This window comes from Psychrobacter muriicola 2pS (genome assembly GCF_904846535.1).
Lineage (GTDB): Bacteria > Pseudomonadota > Gammaproteobacteria > Pseudomonadales > Moraxellaceae > Psychrobacter > Psychrobacter aquimaris.
Genome location: NZ_CAJHBC010000004.1, coordinates 1 through 17200 on the forward strand (window position 1 = coordinate 1; position 17200 = coordinate 17200).

Annotated in this window: 16 protein-coding genes; 14 read left to right on the top strand and 2 right to left on the bottom strand. The window is 43.0% G+C overall.

The window, feature by feature from the left end; all coding sequences use genetic code 11:
- The 5 genes from JMX93_RS06865 to JMX93_RS06885 form a co-directional block, all read left to right on the top strand.
- The coding region (locus JMX93_RS06865; protein WP_499204292.1) for a hypothetical protein at positions 1-373 on the top strand (373 nt) is incomplete at its 5' end.
- Between the two features lie 155 nt (positions 374-528).
- Positions 529-1440 (top strand): CgeB family protein, encoded by a 912-nt coding sequence (locus tag JMX93_RS06870; RefSeq protein ID WP_499204293.1) that lies wholly within the window; start codon positions 529-531, stop codon positions 1438-1440.
- 50 nt (positions 1441-1490) lie between these two features.
- Positions 1491-2375 carry a UTP--glucose-1-phosphate uridylyltransferase gene (locus JMX93_RS06875; protein ID WP_499204294.1) on the top strand — a complete coding sequence of 295 codons (885 nt, stop codon included), beginning with the start codon at positions 1491-1493 and terminating at the stop codon, positions 2373-2375.
- 3 nt (positions 2376-2378) lie between these two features.
- Positions 2379-4046, top strand: a complete 1668-nt coding sequence (gene pgi / locus JMX93_RS06880; RefSeq protein WP_499204295.1) for a glucose-6-phosphate isomerase — start codon at positions 2379-2381, stop codon at positions 4044-4046.
- A 40-nt stretch (positions 4047-4086) separates the two neighbouring features.
- Positions 4087-5508 (top strand): UDP-glucose/GDP-mannose dehydrogenase family protein, encoded by a 1422-nt coding sequence (locus tag JMX93_RS06885; protein ID WP_499204296.1) that lies wholly within the window; start codon positions 4087-4089, stop codon positions 5506-5508.
- A gap of 102 nt (positions 5509-5610) precedes the next feature.
- Here the strand turns inward: JMX93_RS06885 and JMX93_RS06890 are convergent, their stop codons facing one another.
- Entirely contained in the window at positions 5611-7098 is a 1488-nt protein-coding gene (locus tag JMX93_RS06890) for a phosphohexomutase domain-containing protein (RefSeq protein ID WP_499204297.1), read from the bottom strand.
- 244 nt (positions 7099-7342) lie between these two features.
- Between JMX93_RS06890 and mazG the strand changes: the two genes are divergently transcribed.
- From mazG to yjgA, 8 genes are all read left to right on the top strand, one after another.
- Complete coding sequence (gene mazG / locus JMX93_RS06895) at positions 7343-8209, top strand: nucleoside triphosphate pyrophosphohydrolase (protein WP_499204298.1); 867 nt, start codon at positions 7343-7345, stop codon at positions 8207-8209.
- On the top strand, positions 8193-8567 hold the full coding sequence (locus JMX93_RS06900) for a ComEA family DNA-binding protein (RefSeq protein WP_499204299.1): 375 nt from the start codon (positions 8193-8195) through the stop codon (positions 8565-8567). Before mazG ends, JMX93_RS06900 begins: the two co-directional genes overlap by 17 nt.
- A gap of 166 nt (positions 8568-8733) precedes the next feature.
- Positions 8734-10983, top strand: a complete 2250-nt coding sequence (gene pcnB, locus JMX93_RS06905) for a polynucleotide adenylyltransferase PcnB (protein WP_499204300.1) — start codon at positions 8734-8736, stop codon at positions 10981-10983.
- Positions 10976-11497, top strand: a complete 522-nt coding sequence (gene folK, locus JMX93_RS06910; protein ID WP_499204301.1) for a 2-amino-4-hydroxy-6-hydroxymethyldihydropteridine diphosphokinase — start codon at positions 10976-10978, stop codon at positions 11495-11497. Before pcnB ends, folK begins: the two co-directional genes overlap by 8 nt.
- Before the next feature lie 139 nt (positions 11498-11636).
- Positions 11637-12437, top strand: a complete 801-nt coding sequence (panB, locus tag JMX93_RS06915; protein WP_499204302.1) for a 3-methyl-2-oxobutanoate hydroxymethyltransferase — start codon at positions 11637-11639, stop codon at positions 12435-12437.
- A gap of 41 nt (positions 12438-12478) precedes the next feature.
- On the top strand, positions 12479-13387 hold the full coding sequence (gene panC / locus JMX93_RS06920) for a pantoate--beta-alanine ligase (RefSeq protein ID WP_499204303.1): 909 nt from the start codon (positions 12479-12481) through the stop codon (positions 13385-13387).
- Positions 13388-13429: 42 nt separating this feature from the next.
- Positions 13430-14395 (top strand): RNase adapter RapZ, encoded by a 966-nt coding sequence (gene rapZ / locus JMX93_RS06925; protein ID WP_499204304.1) that lies wholly within the window; start codon positions 13430-13432, stop codon positions 14393-14395.
- 100 nt (positions 14396-14495) lie between these two features.
- On the top strand, positions 14496-15014 hold the full coding sequence (gene yjgA, locus JMX93_RS06930) for a ribosome biogenesis factor YjgA (protein WP_193008459.1): 519 nt from the start codon (positions 14496-14498) through the stop codon (positions 15012-15014).
- A 200-nt stretch (positions 15015-15214) separates the two neighbouring features.
- Here yjgA and JMX93_RS06935 read toward each other — a convergent pair whose 3' ends face one another.
- The gene (locus JMX93_RS06935; RefSeq protein WP_045443155.1) at positions 15215-15835 is read right to left on the bottom strand and encodes a thiol:disulfide interchange protein DsbA/DsbL; all 621 of its coding nucleotides are present in this window, start codon (positions 15833-15835) and stop codon (positions 15215-15217) included.
- Positions 15836-16285: 450 nt separating this feature from the next.
- Between JMX93_RS06935 and ubiG the strand changes: the two genes are divergently transcribed.
- Positions 16286-17125, top strand: a complete 840-nt coding sequence (gene ubiG / locus JMX93_RS06940; RefSeq protein ID WP_499204305.1) for a bifunctional 2-polyprenyl-6-hydroxyphenol methylase/3-demethylubiquinol 3-O-methyltransferase UbiG — start codon at positions 16286-16288, stop codon at positions 17123-17125.
- Positions 17126-17200 lie beyond the last annotated feature (75 nt).

Consider the following 17200-nt stretch of genomic DNA (forward strand, 5'->3'; position numbering starts at 1 on the left):
ATATAATATTGAAAGAACTATTAAATTTTCTCATCTAAATAATATATTAATTTCAGATCATTTTAGCACAAATGATCCTTCTGAAACTTTAGAAAAGTGTGTAAGGTTTTTAGTTCCTTATGAACATAAAATAGAACTATTTGAAGGATATGTATTAATTTCTAATCAGAAATTTAATCTTAAGTTAATTTATAAGGCAGGAGTGGCCTCTATAAAAAGTGGAGTTAGAAAAAATAATATCCCTTATGAGGGTTGGGTTGTAAACACTCCTTTTAAAGACTTAAAGAGATGCAATACTATAGAAATCTATTTAGAATCGGAGGAAGATTTTTTGGTAACAAACCTATTATTTGAAGAAATTGATTTAACATAATTCTATAATTGTATATTAATTGCTGCCTTAATTCTAAAAAATCTTCATATTTGGATAAAATTTAGCCGATGTTTAACAATACAAAAAAATTAAGAATGGTATTTATAGGAGATGCTTTAACTTTTCAATCATTAAAAAATGAAAATATATTCGTAATGAATCATACAAATAATTTTTTTGATAAGTTTGCTTTAAAGCATGCAAATATATTGTTAGTCGAATCAGCTTGGAGTGGTCACAAAAACAAGTGGCGCTATAAAATTGCCAATTACACTGATTATCCTGAGCGTAATAATGTTGAGTTACGTCGACTCTTAGAGCTAGCAGATAAATACAATATTCCTGCGGTATTTTGGAATAAAGAAGACGGCGCTCACTTTAACCGTTTTATCGACTCTGCTAGTTTATTCAAATACATTCTGACCGTTGATTCTAACTGTGTTGAACGTTACCGCGCTATATTGGGTAATAGCGTGAAAGTAGGCGTGCTACCTTTTGCGGTACAGCCTAAGTTTCATTACCCCACCGATTTACCATCACGTTATAACGAAAGCCTATTTGTCGGTAGTTATAGTCAGCACATTCATAATGCACGCCAGCAGTGGCAGGATATAGCATTTACTGCAGCGTCTCCTTATGGACTTACCATCGTTGATCGTAACTCTGATCGTAAGTCTGATGTCTATCGCTATCCTGACCTACCGAATATGACTATCAAGTCTGCTGTTCCTTATGACCAGACGGGTGAGCTTTTTAGGCAGTATTCGCATTGTCTTAACGTTAACACTGTGACTGACTCTCCAAGTATGTTTTCCCGCCGTCTGATTGAGATTATGGCCTGTGGGCGATTGGCAGTGACCAATCCTAGCTTATCAGTCAGCACTCGTTTCGAAGGCATGTGCGAAGTCATTGAAAGTAAGGAGCAAGCAGATGAATTGTTCGCGCAGTTGTCTAGAGGCTATACCAAACAACAAGCAGAGATGATGCGCTACGCCAGTGACCATGTACTGAAAAATTATAACTATGATCAGTGGATTAAGCGTATTGTAGAGTTTATCGAGCTATGATCAATTGCCGTTGCTTTCTAAATCCTATTCTTATATGACAGTCTAAAATTATGAACAAAATAACTCATGCCGTTATCCCAGTCGCAGGCTTTGGTACACGTATGTTGCCATTGTCTAAATCCGTGCCAAAAGAGCTATTGCCACTTGGTAATCGTCCTGCTATTCATTATGTCGTTGAAGAGGCGATTGCAGCGGGTATCAAGCATATTGTCTTGGTCGGCCATGCGCAAAAGAGTGCAATCGAGAATTACTTCGATATCAATGCTGAGCTGGACAATCAGCTGCGTCATAAAGGTAAAGATGAGCTAGCCGATAGCTTAAATTGGTTACCAGAAGATGTGACAGTTTCGATGATACGCCAAGGTAAGGCATTAGGTTTGGGTCATGCCGTACTCGCGGCTCGCCCCATTATTGGTGAGCATGATTTTGCCGTATTATTGCCCGACGTTGTGCTTGATCCTTTTACGGGTGATATGGCTGCTGATAACTTAGCCTTTATGATTGATGCTTTTGCTGAAGATAACCATTCACAGATATTGGTCGATAAAGTCGCTGATGAAGATGTGCATAAATATGGTATTGCCAAACTGCATGAAGCATTTAGTGAGGAGAGCAAGGAAGATGATAAAGCAAACAGTAATGCCAGCTTTAAAGTCGCAGGATTTGTAGAAAAGCCCGATTTAGCCGATGCACCCTCAAAATTAGCAGTCGTTGGTCGTTATGTCTTTAGCAATCACATTTTTGACTACCTGGCCAATACCAAAGCCTCGGTCGGTGGTGAAATTCAGCTGACCGATGCTATCGATGCCTTGATTAGCGAGTATGGCGTTAATGTCACGACCATGCGCGGCGACAGCTATGATGCAGGCGATATGCGCTCATATATGCAGGCATTTATCTATTTTGCAGAGCAGCAATTAGCAGAAGATGAATAGCTGATGGATGAAATAAAGGGCAATAGCGCTTATAACAGTGCTCGAAACTCTACATACTGGCAGCAACTACAAATGCTTGCTAAGCAGCCATGGTCACTGGCAGCATTGTTTGCGCAAGATGACAGTCGTGCAACGCGCTTTAGCATGCAAGCTGGCGCACTATATATGGACTATAGCAAGCAATGTATCGATGAGCAGGTACTGGCAAGTCTGTTGCAGCTAGCAGAAAGTTGTGAATTGTCTACACGAATTGATGCGTTGATGCAAGGCGCAATGGTGAACACCAGTGAGGAGCGTGCCGCTTTGCATACGGCATTGCGATTGCCAGAGGATGCACAGTTAGACATTGATGGGCAAAATATTGTCGCTGATGTGCATCAGAGTCTTTCGCAAGTAGCGCGCTTATCTGAACGTGTTCGCAGTGGTACATGGCGCGGGTTTTCTGGTCAAGCTATTACGGATGTGGTTAATATTGGCGTTGGTGGTTCTGATCTTGGCCCGCTTATGGCGACTACCGCGTTGGATGAGTGGGCAGATACTGAAATTGAAGTACATTTCGTCTCTAACATGGATGGTACCCAGCTTGATAACTTGCTCAAGCACCTAAATCCTGAGACCACCTTGTTTATCATTTCATCCAAATCATTTGGTACGATTGATACGTTATCTAATGCTAAGACAGCATTATCGTGGCTGCTGGCCACTGCCAAGCTGCGTGCAGGCACTGAAGACAGTGTGTTACGCCGCCACTTTATTGGTATTTCAGCTAATAGTGAAAAAATGAGTGCTTGGGGTATTCATCCTGAGCATCAGCTACAGCTTTGGGAATGGGTTGGAGGGCGTTTTTCTTTATGGTCGGCGATAGGACTGGCGATTGCCATTCGTATCGGGATGGCTGGGTTTAAAGAATTATTAAGCGGTGCGCATAGTATGGATGAGCACTTTGCGCAGACGGATTTTGCAGAGAACCTACCCGTATTATTAGGGCTACTTGCAGTTTGGAACAGTACATTTTTACAGGTAAATGCTCATACCGTATTGCCTTATGATGGTCGTCTCAGCTATTTACCAAGCTACTTAACCCAGCTTGAGATGGAGAGTAATGGTAAATCGGTCACCCAACATGGTGATCATATCGATTATGATACTTGCCCGATTTTATGGGGCGAGATTGGCTCTAACGCGCAGCATGCCTTTTATCAGCTGCTACATCAAGGCACACAGCAGGTGTCTTGTGACTTTATTGCTTGTGTGCGCCGTTATAGTGGTCAATCGCAAAACGCGCCATTACAGCAGCAGCATGAGCTGTCTTTAGCCAATTGCTTGGCACAGAGTCGAGTGCTGGCTTTTGGTAATGCCGCGCTTCAAGAGTCTGAGGTTCAAGTAGCTTCTGCTGCGGATAAGTATAAATATTACCGTGGCAATCAGCCATCAACTACATTGCTAATCGATGAGCTGACGCCGCACAGTTTGGGCGCGCTGATTGCGCTTTATGAACATAAAGTCTATGTCATGGCCAGCATTTGGGATATTAACCCGTTTGATCAATGGGGCGTTGAGATGGGCAAGCAAATGGCAGAGTCCGTACATCAAGCCATGCAACAAGCAGGTGAGAGTCAGTTTGACAGCTCTACTAACCAGCTCTTAAAACATATTCAGCAGCTGTCTTGATCGTTTTGCTACTAAGTCGATAATCATTAAAGGTGAACGCATGAGCGCTGTTTCTATAAATGACAATACACCTAAATATACGTATGAGTCTAAACTACAAAGCACTGCAAGCAAGCAAGTTTGTGTGCTTATTGGTCATAGCATTGAGGCAATTACTAGCGCCGTTGTGCTGGCAAGTCTTGGTCAGCGCGTGCATCTTTATGCCGATATTGAGCTATTGACGCAGCAAATACAACAATACGGCTTTGAGCATCATTTGCAAGCACTGTGGCAGATGTATGAGCAGCAGCAGGTTATAATCAGTACAGCATTACCGGCTAGCGCTGACACGTTAATACAATATTATGAAACGGCAAATTTTAGTGACAGTCGTCACATCAATGAGAGCAATGAGATTAGTAAGATTGACGACCAAGGCACCGTTGCGCTTTATTGGTTATTTTTAGACAGTATCAAGCCAGTATGGGCAGAAGCCAGCTGGATTACCGCCTTCAACCACAGCCATCAGCAATCGTTACCCGTGATTATAAGTGGCATTGAGAAACTAGGGGTTGTCTCAGCACTGGCGCAAAATTTGCAGCGCGCGTGGGTCTACTATGTGCCGTTTGTATTCTTGCAAGACGGTGATGCTTATAGCTCAATGTTAAATCCTTCACTGTGGTTACTTGGTGAAAAAACAGCCAACAGTAGCCAGCATCTAGAAGTATTGAAGCCGTTAATGCAGCATGCGCGTGCCGCTCATCACGCTGATATCGCAACGATAGAGTTTGCCCGTAGCAGTATCATGGCGATGCTTGCAACGAGAGTAAGTTTTATGAATGAGATGTCACGCTTGGCTGATAGTCAACAGGTAGATATCAAGCAAGTCAGTCGTATCATGGGGCTAGATGCGCGGGTTGGTAGCAGTTATCTGCAAGCGGGCTGGGGCTTTGGTGGTAACACACTACCCACTGAGCTGGCTAAGCTACAGCAGTCCAGTCAATCGCACAGTTTAGATATGCCGCTGTTGCAGTCAGTCATGCACATCAATGAAGACCAAAAAGAGCTAATATTCCGTAAATTCTGGCAATATTTTGATGGCTTTATTGATAATAAAACTGTGATGATTTGGGGCGGTAGTTATAAATCAGGCTCAGGACGTACCGCAGGCTCAGCCATACATCCACTACTAGCGTTATTATGGTCTTATAATATTCGTACTTTAGTGTATAGCGATAAAGCACAAGGTGAACTTGCCATGCTTTATCAGCAGCAATCATTACTGCAATTGATTAACAATCCTTATCAGCAGCTAAATGCCGCACAGGCGATTTTTATCGTTAGTTGGTCGCCGCAAGATCAACTAGACATTGCCAAGCTTAATCAACACGCGATGCCAGTATTTGATGCGCAAAATGCACTGACACGATTGCAGATCGATAGTCTGGTAGGCGATTATATGGGCATTGGTCGGTCTAAGTAGCTTTATTCAAGTTTTTCTGTTATTAAAAAAGCTCGCTGATAATTATTAGCGAGCCTTTTTTTTGATTTGTAATTAAAACTATCCGCATTAAATCGTATTCATTTACGCTGGTACAGCACCTTGCGCCGCTAGCCATTGTTGAATCTCTCGAATTTTAATAACTAGTAATTCTTTATCGCCACGACTTTCAATGTTTAATCTGATAAGTGGTTCGGTATTGGAGGCACGCAGATTAAAGCGCCAATCGCCAAAGTTAAGGCTTAGGCCGTCCAGTGTCGATTTGATCGGATTTTCGCTGCTAAATTTTTCTTCAATAGCGTTAATAATCATCGATGCATCATGAGTTGTCAGACGAAAATTAAGCTCGCCTGAGCTAGGATAAGCTTGGATATAGCCAGTGACCAATTCCGATAGGGTTTTACCAGTGATAGATAACAATTCAATGGTTAACAACCATGGAATCATGCCGCTATCGCAATAGAAAAAGTCTCGAAAATAGTGATGGGCAGACATCTCGCCGCCATAAACAGCGCCAGAGTCACGCATGACTTGCTTAATAAATGAATGTCCAGATTTACTGATGACAGCCTTACCTTCATGCTCTTTAATCACCGCTTCAGTATTGTAAATGACACGTGGATCGTAGACGATTGATTCATTTTGGTACTTATTCAAGAAGGCTTGAGCGAGCATCCCAACGATGTAACTGCCATCAATAAATTCACCATGTTCATCGAATAAAAAGCAGCGATCAAAGTCGCCATCAAAAGCAATACCAAGGTCTGCTTTGTTTTCCAAAACCGCGTGCTGAGTCGCCACTCTATTGGCTTCAATCATTGGATTGGGGATGCCGTTAGGGAAGCTACCATCTGGTGTATGATGCAGTTTAATCACTTCAATTGGCGCACCAGCTTGTGCAAGCTTTTCAATCAACAAATCAACCACAGGCCCTGCACTGCCATTGCCTGAGTTAATCACTAATTTAAGAGGTTTGAGCTTATCGGTATCAATAAAAGTCATGACATGATCGATATAGGCGCTTTTATCAGTTAATAATTGCAACGTTCCTGATCGGTTTTTAGTAGTAAATTGCCCAGACTCTGCCAATGCTTGAATCTCTGCCAAACCATCATCGCCACTGATTGGCTTTGAGTGCTCCTTAACCAGTTTTAAGCCGTTATAGTTAATAGGGTTATGACTGGCTGTGACCTCAATACCACCCAAAGCCTGATAGTAACTGGTAGCAAAATACACTTCTTCTGTACCGCTCATGCCCAAGTCAATCACGTCGACACCTGCATCAACGATGCCTTTGATAGCGGCTTGTTTTAATTGCTCACTAGAGTGGCGAATATCACTACCAATGACGATAGCTGGTTTTAGGTCTGCTATATCATTGGTTTGGGTTTGAGCAGATGCCTGATAACGCTGATATAGAATCTGTGCAAAGGCGCGCCCGATGCGATAAGCGATATCTTCATCTAGATTCACGCCAAGTTCGCCGCGTATATCATAAGCTTTAAACGAATTGATGGTGATAGCATTGAATTCCGTGGCTGGCTGATAGCTGGTGGTCGCAGAAGTCGACATAATGATAAAATTCCTTGCACGTGAGCAATGATAAAATAAGAAAGTAGATAGCATAATTATAAGATAATCAGGGTTCAATGATACACTAACTGCCGAATGAGTTAAGTGAGTGTCAATAATTTTGACTCAAATTTGTAGCGATTCATGACTAAGCTGCACGCTATACTAAACAATAAAATGGCAACTTCTGTATTACGTAAAGCTAGCAAACAGCACAATAGACAAAAAAATAAGAGCATTCCTTATGAGTATTTTAGACAATAAAGTAACAGTGCCCGCGCCAGTGCAAGGGACGCCAACTGCTAGCGGTGAATTAGACGATTTATTGGCTTTGATGGCACGGCTACGTGTTGATTGTCCGTGGGATAAAAAACAAAGCAATCATAGTTTAATTCCTTATGCTATCGAAGAAGCCTATGAGTTGGGAGAAGCGGTACAAGATAATGACGATGAGGATATCAAAGGCGAGCTTGGCGATGTGCTGCTGCAAGTCGTTTTTCATTGTCAGATGTATGCCGAGCAAGGTCGCTTTGATATGAGCGATGTTATCACCACTTTACAAGAAAAGCTCATTCGTCGTCATCCGCATGTGTTTGAGGCTGAAACCCTTGAAGATGACGCGGCAGTAAAAGCTCGTTGGGATGAGATTAAAGTGGAAGAGCAGCAAGCGCGCGAGGCACGAGGCAAACCCAAACGTCGTCTAGACAATACCAAAGCGGGCAGTGCGCTCATGCAAGCGCAAGATGTACAAAAACAGGCGTCAAAGCTAGGGTTCGACTGGGAAGGCGTTAGCGGTGCCTTTGATAAGTTGGATGAAGAGATTACCGAGCTTAAGAATGAATTGATAGATAAATCCAAAACTGAAGTCAAAGCCAATATCAGAGAGATTGAAAAGGAGCTGGGTGATTGTATGTTTGCGCTCGTCAATGTCGCCCGTAAACTTAACCTTGATGCAGAAGCAGCCACCTTAACGTGTGTGCATAAATTTAAATCACGTTTTGGCTATATTGAAGAGCAATTAGCGGTAAGTGGTAAGCGTTTAGAAGACAGCGATATAACAGAGATGGATGCACTATGGGAAGCGGCGAAACAACATGAACGTTTATCATAAGGTCTCGTTTGTTAGCTTAGTCAATACGGCTGTTTTCAGTCTAGTATTGGCGGTTCTCATCTTGAACAGTGTTCAAGCTGCGCCTTGTTTTGATAATCCTCAGCGTGCCTACGATTATCTATTGGCGCAAGAAAGTGCCAAAACACAGGCACGTGATCAAGCCACTGTGAATATCAATCGAGCCAGTGAAGGCGAGCTGGTTTCGCTAAATGGTATCGGTAGCAGTAAAGCCCAAGCGATTATTCTATATCGTGAGATGTTTGGTAGTTTTAAGACCGTTGATGAGTTAGCAAAGGTCAAGGGTATTGGCGCAAAAACGGTTGAGAAAAATCGAGGACGTTTACGCGTACAAGATTAAGGGCCGTATTTTGCTTTAATTAACCCCAATATTGACAAAATAGCACGTAAGTAAATGTCATAACACACCTACTACGCGCAAAATTTGTTAAACTAGCGGGTACATCCGCCTGATAAACGCTGTGTTATTCAGGGGTGGTTAAAGAATACCGGCGAGGAGTAGATGCATGGCCGAGCGTGCCGCCAAGCAGTTAGAACTGAACAAATCTGAATTACCCAATTCCATTACTGAAGTCATTGCCACATTGACCCGAGCTGGGTTTGACGCCTATATCGTTGGTGGTGGTGTGCGTGATACCTTATTGGGTCTGCGTCCAAAAGACTTTGACGCTGTCACTGATGCCAAGCCGCATGAGATCAAAGACGTCTTTGGCAAGCGCTGCCGCATTATCGGTCGCCGCTTTCAGTTGGCGCACGTGTATTCAGGCCGTGAGTTGATTGAGGTCGCTACTTTCCGTGGTCCACCAACCAATGATGCTAATACCAATCAAGACGGTATGATTCTGCGTGATAATGTTTGGGGCGATATCAAACAAGACTTCTCTCGTCGTGATTTCTCTATTAATGCGCTTTATTATCAGCCGCTCAAAGGGGTGGTTCATGATTTTTGCGGTGCCCTTGAAGATATTGATAATAAAATCATTCGGCTGTTGGGTCATGCGCCAGTGCGTATCGAAGAAGATCCAGTGCGTTTGTTGCGTGCTTTACGCTTCAAAGCCAAGCTCGGTTTTGAGTTTGATGACGAGTTAGCCGATCAGTTTCATGATGGCAACTGGGCATTGCTTGAGCAAATATCACCGCATCGCCTCTATGATGAAACCCAGAAGATGTTTACTGGTGGTTATTTAGTGCCATTATTGCCGCTATTGTTTGAGTCGGGGGCGATTGATAGCTTAATTATCTATCCACCGTCTGAGCCAAGTGCACTGGTCAATCAAGTCGCTATTAATACCGACAAACGTATTGCTGCGGGCAAAAGTATCAATCCCGCGTTCTTTTATGCCGCGCTATTATGGGAAAACTATCTGCATCAATTGGCAAAGGCTAAGAAGCGCAATATGCCGTTTGCTGAAGCGCAAATGCATGCAGCTGGTAAAGTGATTGATCGTCAACGTATCAAAACGGCGATTCCTAAATTTGCAGAGCAGTTTATCCGTGATATCTGGATATTGCAGCCAAAACTAGCGGCGCCACGTAGTAAACAAATCGTTCAACTCTCTGAGCATCCACGCTTCCGTGCGGGTTTTGACTTTTTGTTGTTGCGTGAGCAATGCGGTGATGCTGAGCATCCGTTATCAGAGTCTACTAATGGTATGGGCGATTGGTGGCAAACCTATCAAACGTTGTCTGAACGAGAGCAGCAGCAAGCCATTGACGATTTTGATGAAAACATTCGTCGCGGTGCCTATAAACAAGCGCAGCGTGGTCGTGGGCGCAATCGTCAAAAGCCAGAGTCAAATAGCGTCGATCACTCAATATCTCATCAAAACAATACCAAGCATAGCAAAGCCAATGATACAGCTGAGCAGGGTAGGAATGATCAGAATATGGTAAATGACCCGTCAAATATTCCAGCACGCCGTCGCCGCGCTGCCAGTCAATCTGCCTCTGTTAAGCAATCTAGTGGCAATAAAAACAAGCATTATGAGTCGCAGCAAGTAAGTCAAGATAGTGATGAGCTTGCTCAGTTACGACAGCTATCCCTTGCTAATAATAGCAACCAAGCGGCAAATAAACGTCATCATTCCAAGCCTGCACCACTATTTGTAATCGAGCACGAAAAAGTTGTGCCGCCATTACAGAAGCAGCTATCAAATGGCGATAAGCCTGATAGTCGTCAAGAGGCTGTCCAGAAAAAACCTGCTCATAAGAGTGCATTGGCAGAGAAAGCGCTAAAAAATCAGGATGCCAGTTCTGATGCTAACTCTTATAGTAAAGCTGATAATAAGCCTGATCTCTCAAATCAAGCTCAGCAGCCCAAAGCAATACAGTCAGAGGATACGTCTTCATCTGTGGCTCGTTCGGTAGCAAGATCGCCTGCGTTAGTCAGTATGAATAATGAGCCGATACCGCATAAGCGTCGCCGTCGTCAGCCAAGTGTAGATAGTATAAATCTTGCTAATAGCACAGAGACGCCAGTAACGGTTAACAACAACGATAAAGCTGCAGCAAAGTATGCAAAAAAAGCACCTAAGCCAGCAGCCCAGCCTACTGATAAAGTAGATATTCCGGCTAAAAAAACGGCTGAGCGTAAAAAAGTGGCTAAGGTTGCGACACCTGCAAGTGCAAAAAAACCAGCCAAAACGACAGAAGCAAAGTCTGCTAACGGCAATGCTGGTACGAGTAGTGTGAATGACAATAAAGGCCCTGTACCATCGAAACGTCGCCGTCGCCAGCCTAGTACCAACAATGTCTAACATTACTGACGATGCGGGCAACGCTAATTGGGTAACCTGCTATGTAGGTTTGGGTAGCAATTTGTCTAACGAGTTGGGTTCACCGGTAGAGCATTTGCAGCAGGCAATCGCAGCGATGCAAGAGCATAAGCAAATACGCGCGGTTCGTGTTTCTTCATTTTACGCTTCAGCACCTATGGGGCCGCAAGATCAGCCTGACTTTGTTAATGCCGTCGCTGAGTTTGAGACGATACTGCCGCCTTTAGATTTGCTTAGCTACTGTCAACAGTTAGAAGAGCAGGCTAAGCGCGCACGAATACGGCGTTGGGGTGAGCGTAGTTTGGATGTTGATATTTTGTTATACGGTGCAGCGCAAATCAATGAGCCGCAGTTGACCGTACCGCACGCTGGATTGTTTGAGCGTAATTTTGTCTTGTTACCGCTGCGAGAGTTAGCACCAGCGCTTATCATTGCTAGTAAATCAATAGATGATTATCCGCCTAGCAAAGATTGGACAGGCTTAAAACTACTATAACCAATCTACTATAAAACAGTGACAGCGTTAACCTGTTTTAAGTTGAATCAACCATACCAAACGATTGCTAAGTGTTTTGATTACAATCAGAATAATGGCTAGAAACAGTTAAAAGCACTACAGGTTAATCGAGGATCATATGACGACGTTATCTACTTTAAAAAAATTTAAAAAAGACGGTACCAAGTTCACTTGCTTAACGTGCTATGACTCGATGTTCGCACGAATGATGGACAAGGCACAAATTGATACTATTTTAATCGGTGACAGTTTGGGCATGGTTGTGCAAGGTCATGACTCAACGTTACCTGTGACTGTCAATGACGTGGCTTATCATACAGCCAATATTGCACGTAGTAATAAACACGCTCTGATATTGGCTGACCTGCCATTCATGAGCTATGTGACCCTGCCAGAAGCGGTTGCCAATAGTCGCCAGCTGATGCAGGCGGGCGCGCATGTGATTAAGATTGAAGGCGGTAGTGAGCTTTGCGATTTAATCACGACTTTGGCGCAAGCAGGGACGCCTACTTGTGTGCATTTAGGGTTAACACCGCAGTCAGTCAATGTGTTTGGTGGTTATAAAATCCAAGGTCGCGGTGATGAAGCGGCTGATAAATTGCTTGCTGATGCGAAAGCAGTTGTCGCTGCAGGTGCTGCGCTGCTAGTGTTAGAGTGCGTACCTGCTGAGCTTGCAAAAGCAGTTACGGAAGCCGTCGCAGTGCCAGTTATTGGGATTGGTGCTGGTGCAGATACGGATGGTCAAGTGTTGGTCATGCATGACATGCTAGGTATGGCGCACGGCCGTGTCCCGCGCTTTGTTCATGACTTTTTGACTGATGAGCGTAATAGAGCACACAGTATTGAAGGCGCATTTGTCCTTTATCAGCAGTCAGTACGTGAAGGCAGTTTTCCAACTGAGCAGCACCAATTTAGCTAATATTTTATTTTTTATGATTATCAGTAGAAGAATAGTTAACCATGCCAATCATTCATCATCATATCTCCGAATTGCGTACCGCTTTACAGTCTTATCGTGGACAGAAAAATGACAATCAAAATAGCCCACAACGCATCGCTTTAGTACCAACGATGGGTAATCTGCATGATGGCCATCTTGAATTAGTAAAAATAGCCAAGCAACATGCTGATATCGTGGTGGTTAGTATTTTTGTCAATCCTACTCAATTTGGCGCGGGAGAGGACTTTGATAGTTATCCTCGCACGCTTGATGAGGATGTCGCTAAGCTAGCAACGGTCGATACTGATTATGTGTTTGCGCCCAGTATCGAAGAGATGTACCCAGTGTTACCGCCGCCGACTTCTGTTCTCGCAGGAGCTATTACCACTCAATTATGTGGTCAATCACGCCCTGGCCATTTTGACGGTGTTGGTATTGTCGTCTCTAAACTGTTCAATATCGTACAACCGGATATTGCTGTTTTTGGACAAAAAGACTATCAACAATTAGCGATTATTAAGCAGTTGGTACGTGATTTAAGTTATCCGATTGAAATTATAGGGGCACCTATTGTCCGCGCTGCTGATGGTTTGGCGCTTTCATCGCGTAACCAATATTTAAGTGCTACTGAGCGTGAGGCAGCACCTATCATCCATCAATCGCTACAGTATTTAGCAAAGCAGTTAGAGAATGAAGAACAAAGCCAACAAGCTGTTCAGTCGTTGTTAGCAGAAACGCATCAGCGTATTACTGATGCTGGCTTCATTATTGATTATTTAGAAATTAAAACCGATATGCTAGAGTCACTCACTAATGATGCTGTAATTTTTAATGCAGAAAACAAGAATTTGATGATTCTAGTCGCTGCTTGGCTAGGACGTGCACGTTTATTAGACAATCAATTAGTGACAGTGGATCAATCGTTGTGACATAGTAATTTGCAGGATGCAATGGACTAGAATGGGTGAATCATGGATGTAAGTCAGGATGGAAATAACGATAAATCTGAGCAGGCCGCACGTAAAGTAGCAATCGATAAGCTCAGTATCCTAGTGGTATCAGGGCGTTCGGGTTCAGGTAAAACCTCAGTATTGAATATCTTAGAAGATTTAGGATATTATTCTATTGATAACTTACCGTTATCCTTATTGCCGGATGCCGCGCATAAATTGGTCAATGAAAGTGGGATTCGTCGTATTGCGCTTGGCGTTGATATCCGAACACCGCGAGCGGATCTATCCAACTTTGCAGAGATGCATGCATCCCTAAAGAAAACGTACGGGGCGCATGCGGTAAAAGTGGTGTATGTGACCGCGCAAGAAAGCACCTTGATAGCACGTTTTAATGCGACACGCCGCGTACATCCGCTGATGTCACAGGATATCGATAGTGACAATGCCAAGCACATTGCTTTTAATCTACCTGCCGCGATCAAAAAAGAAGTGGAGCTGTTAGAGCCTATCGCAGGTCATGCCGATATCAGAATTGATACCAGCAGTCTGAATATTCATCAATTGAAAGACAGCTTGCGTGAACATGTCGGCGTGGACAATCAGATTGTGGTTAATCTGCTGTCTTTTGGCTTTAAATATGGCAGTCCTATTGATGCGGATTTCGTCTTTGATGTGAGGATTTTACCCAATCCACATTGGAACCCTGAACTGCGTACTTCGACAGGTCTAGACACTGAAGTTGCTTCATTCTTTGCCGACTATCCTGAAGTGGTTGAGATGACTGACGATATAGATAAGTTTTTAACTCGTTGGTTACCAGAATTTTTACACAATAACCGCCATACAGTGACAGTGGCTATTGGCTGTACTGGCGGTAAGCATCGTTCAGTATTCATCACCGATAATTTACAACGTCGTCTTGCCGATGTTATGCCACAAAGTATAAAAGTGCTGGCGAAACATCGTGAAAAAAATCGTTGGTAGTTATTGGTAAACATCAGGGCATGTTTTCATTTTTATGACTATTTTTAAAATGAGGACACGCCCTTATTAATTTTATTACTTATTATTTTGGAAAGCTTTTATGATTGACTGGAAAGAACAGGATATGCGCGTTTCGCGCACTGAACTCAAAAAAGCCCATGAGCGTTTGCAGAAGTTGTCGATACCACTTGCCAGCTTATCGAAAAAGCAGCTCAAAAATCTGCCAGCCAGTGACTATTTTATGGCAGAACTCATGGCATTGGCCGATATCACTAGTGCTAATGCTCGTATTCGCCAAACCAAGCGCGTTGGTAAGCTGATTAGTGAAGAAAACCGCCACGAATTGGTAAAAGCATTATTTGATGCGTTTTTCCCTAAAGAACAGGTCTCAAAAATAGAAAGTTGGTTTGAGCGTTTAAATATTAATGATGAAGGGACGCTTAAGCAGTTCGTTAAACAATACCAAGCATCTGAACAAAATAGTATGTATCAATTACTGTTATGGATTGAATACGCCAAACATACCCAAGATGATGAGCTGATGGCAGAGTCTAAAGCAGACTTAGCCAGTTATATTCGTGAAGTCGCTATTTTGTCGCAATTGAAAAAAGAAAAATAATAAGATGATAGCGACTAAATAACTTTGACCACTATTTATACAATATCTCCACTTATAAATTAATTTAGTATCCAAATAAAAAAGCCAATCATCAAGTGATTGGCTTTTTTATGGGTAAGAGCATTTATGTCCAAATGACACTTATAGATAAATGCTAGTCCCTAACTTATAACGGTGCCTAATTTATATTAGTACCTAACCTATTTCTTTTCAGCACGCACTTTGTCAACCAAATAGTCAACGACTTTAGGTACAGTGGCGCTTTCACCAGTGACAACGTATTTGCCTTGCACGACGACTGCTGGCACACCAGAGAGCTGATAACGCTTAGCGCCTGCTTGTGAACGACCAATTTTCGTGCCAACGGCGAATGAATTATAAAGGCTATTGAATTTCTTCTCATTAACGCCTTTCGATGCATACCATTTGCTTAATGATGATTGGTCAAATATTTTCTTACCATCTTTATGAATGGCATCAAATAGCGCGTCATGGGTCTTGTCTTCAAATCCTAACAGCTGAGCGGCATAGAAACCACGAGCGTTGGCTTCCCAGACAGGGTTAAGCGCTGCTGGTGTTTTGAAAAAGGCAACATCTTTGTCTTTGTTTTTAGCCCATTTTTCCATATGTGGGTTAAGAACGTTACAATGCGGGCAACCATACCAAAAAAACTCACGAACAATGATAGCATCACCGCTGATTTTTTCTGGATTGTCTAGCACGCGATAGTCTTTTCCGGCGACATAGTCGGCAGCTTGTGCGCCCATAGTGGCAAGTCCAATGGCCATGGCCAGACCAGTCAGTGTGATGACACGTTTCATACTTTATCCTTGAGGTGTGAAAACTTAGGGTTTGTTGAGATATTCTAGTATCGTATGGTTTTGAGTATAGCGCACAGGTTTTTAAAGTGCCCAAACGAGATAGCGTCGAGTATAATCGAACTATAGTGACGTATCGACTATAATAACGTAAAACATGGTCACTTGTGAATCCGATTCTTAACTAATGGTTGTAAAGCTGTGAGCTATTATTTAAGGCTTATTTCACTGTATTTTTTGGACTTTTTTTTAGCGTTTTATTATTTAGGCTTTAGGCTGTTTGAGCCATCTATCACCTAAAAAAACGGAACAGAAAATATGAACGTTTGCTAAGACCATTCACAATCGGTGACGATGTACTCACGACAAAGCTGCCGCTCTCATGCTAATATTAGGTACATAATTGTGCACTGTATATGATTACAACGATAATGACAATAAAGGAAAAATGCAATGAGCTCAGCTCCATCTTCCTCGCCTTCTTTGAATGAGCAAGCAAGCAGCAGTCTTGATGAAACAACGGCTACCGCCATTAATGTAGATCCTAGCGAAGTCGACAAGTTTAATAAGTTGGCCAGCGAATGGTGGAGTAACACGGGTGCATTTGCGACTTTGCATGAAATAAATCCACTGCGTTTAAATTGGATAGAGGAAAACGTCAAGCGTAGTTATCAAAATGACAGCGCTGATAAAGACAGTCATAAAACGGCTGAGACAGGCTTGGCTGGAAAAAAAGTGCTCGATGTTGGCTGTGGCGGCGGTATATTGTCGGAGTCTATGGCACGTCGCGGTGCGGATGTGACAGGGATTGATTTGGGTACCGAAAATCTAAAGGCGGCAGCGCTGCATGCAGAGCAAAGCGCTTTAAATGAGACTTTACGCTATCAGCATATTCCAGTAGAAGAATTAGCCAAAACTCATGCAGGTCAGTTTGATGTAGTGACTTGTATGGAAATGCTCGAGCATGTGCCTGATCCAAGCTCGATTGTACAGGCGTGTTTTGAGCTATTGGCACCAGGCGGTGTCTGCGTGCTATCGACGATCAATCGAAACCCTAAATCATATCTATTCGCCATCGTTGGGGCAGAGTATGTATTGCGCTTGCTTGATCGCGGCACTCATGACTATGCCAAATTTATTACGCCAGCTGAGCTAGACAAAATGGCAATTGACGCTGGATTTACACGTCAAGATATCATTGGGTTACATTATAATCCGCTGACCAAGCGCTATTGGCTGGCTCAAAATGTCGATGTCAATTACATGATGGTAGTACACAAGCCACTGGCTTAAGCCGAATGCCGTATTTGGTTGTTTTCATGCCATACTATTTCACTCAACACCTTATCTATATTAAGAGCATTCACT

Coding starts and splice junctions, on each gene's coding strand:
- JMX93_RS06870 (WP_499204293.1), top strand. CDS start 529: ATGAATCATACAAATAATTTTTTTGATAAGTTTGCTTTAAAGCATGCA.
- JMX93_RS06875 (WP_499204294.1), top strand. CDS start 1,491: ATGAACAAAATAACTCATGCCGTTATCCCAGTCGCAGGCTTTGGTACA.
- pgi (WP_499204295.1), top strand. CDS start 2,379: ATGGATGAAATAAAGGGCAATAGCGCTTATAACAGTGCTCGAAACTCT.
- JMX93_RS06885 (WP_499204296.1), top strand. CDS start 4,087: ATGAGCGCTGTTTCTATAAATGACAATACACCTAAATATACGTATGAG.
- JMX93_RS06890 (WP_499204297.1), bottom strand. CDS start 7,098: ATGTCGACTTCTGCGACCACCAGCTATCAGCCAGCCACGGAATTCAAT.
- mazG (WP_499204298.1), top strand. CDS start 7,343: ATGAGTATTTTAGACAATAAAGTAACAGTGCCCGCGCCAGTGCAAGGG.
- JMX93_RS06900 (WP_499204299.1), top strand. CDS start 8,193: ATGAACGTTTATCATAAGGTCTCGTTTGTTAGCTTAGTCAATACGGCT.
- pcnB (WP_499204300.1), top strand. CDS start 8,734: ATGGCCGAGCGTGCCGCCAAGCAGTTAGAACTGAACAAATCTGAATTA.
- folK (WP_499204301.1), top strand. CDS start 10,976: ATGTCTAACATTACTGACGATGCGGGCAACGCTAATTGGGTAACCTGC.
- panB (WP_499204302.1), top strand. CDS start 11,637: ATGACGACGTTATCTACTTTAAAAAAATTTAAAAAAGACGGTACCAAG.
- panC (WP_499204303.1), top strand. CDS start 12,479: ATGCCAATCATTCATCATCATATCTCCGAATTGCGTACCGCTTTACAG.
- rapZ (WP_499204304.1), top strand. CDS start 13,430: ATGGATGTAAGTCAGGATGGAAATAACGATAAATCTGAGCAGGCCGCA.
- yjgA (WP_193008459.1), top strand. CDS start 14,496: ATGATTGACTGGAAAGAACAGGATATGCGCGTTTCGCGCACTGAACTC.
- JMX93_RS06935 (WP_045443155.1), bottom strand. CDS start 15,835: ATGAAACGTGTCATCACACTGACTGGTCTGGCCATGGCCATTGGACTT.
- ubiG (WP_499204305.1), top strand. CDS start 16,286: ATGAGCTCAGCTCCATCTTCCTCGCCTTCTTTGAATGAGCAAGCAAGC.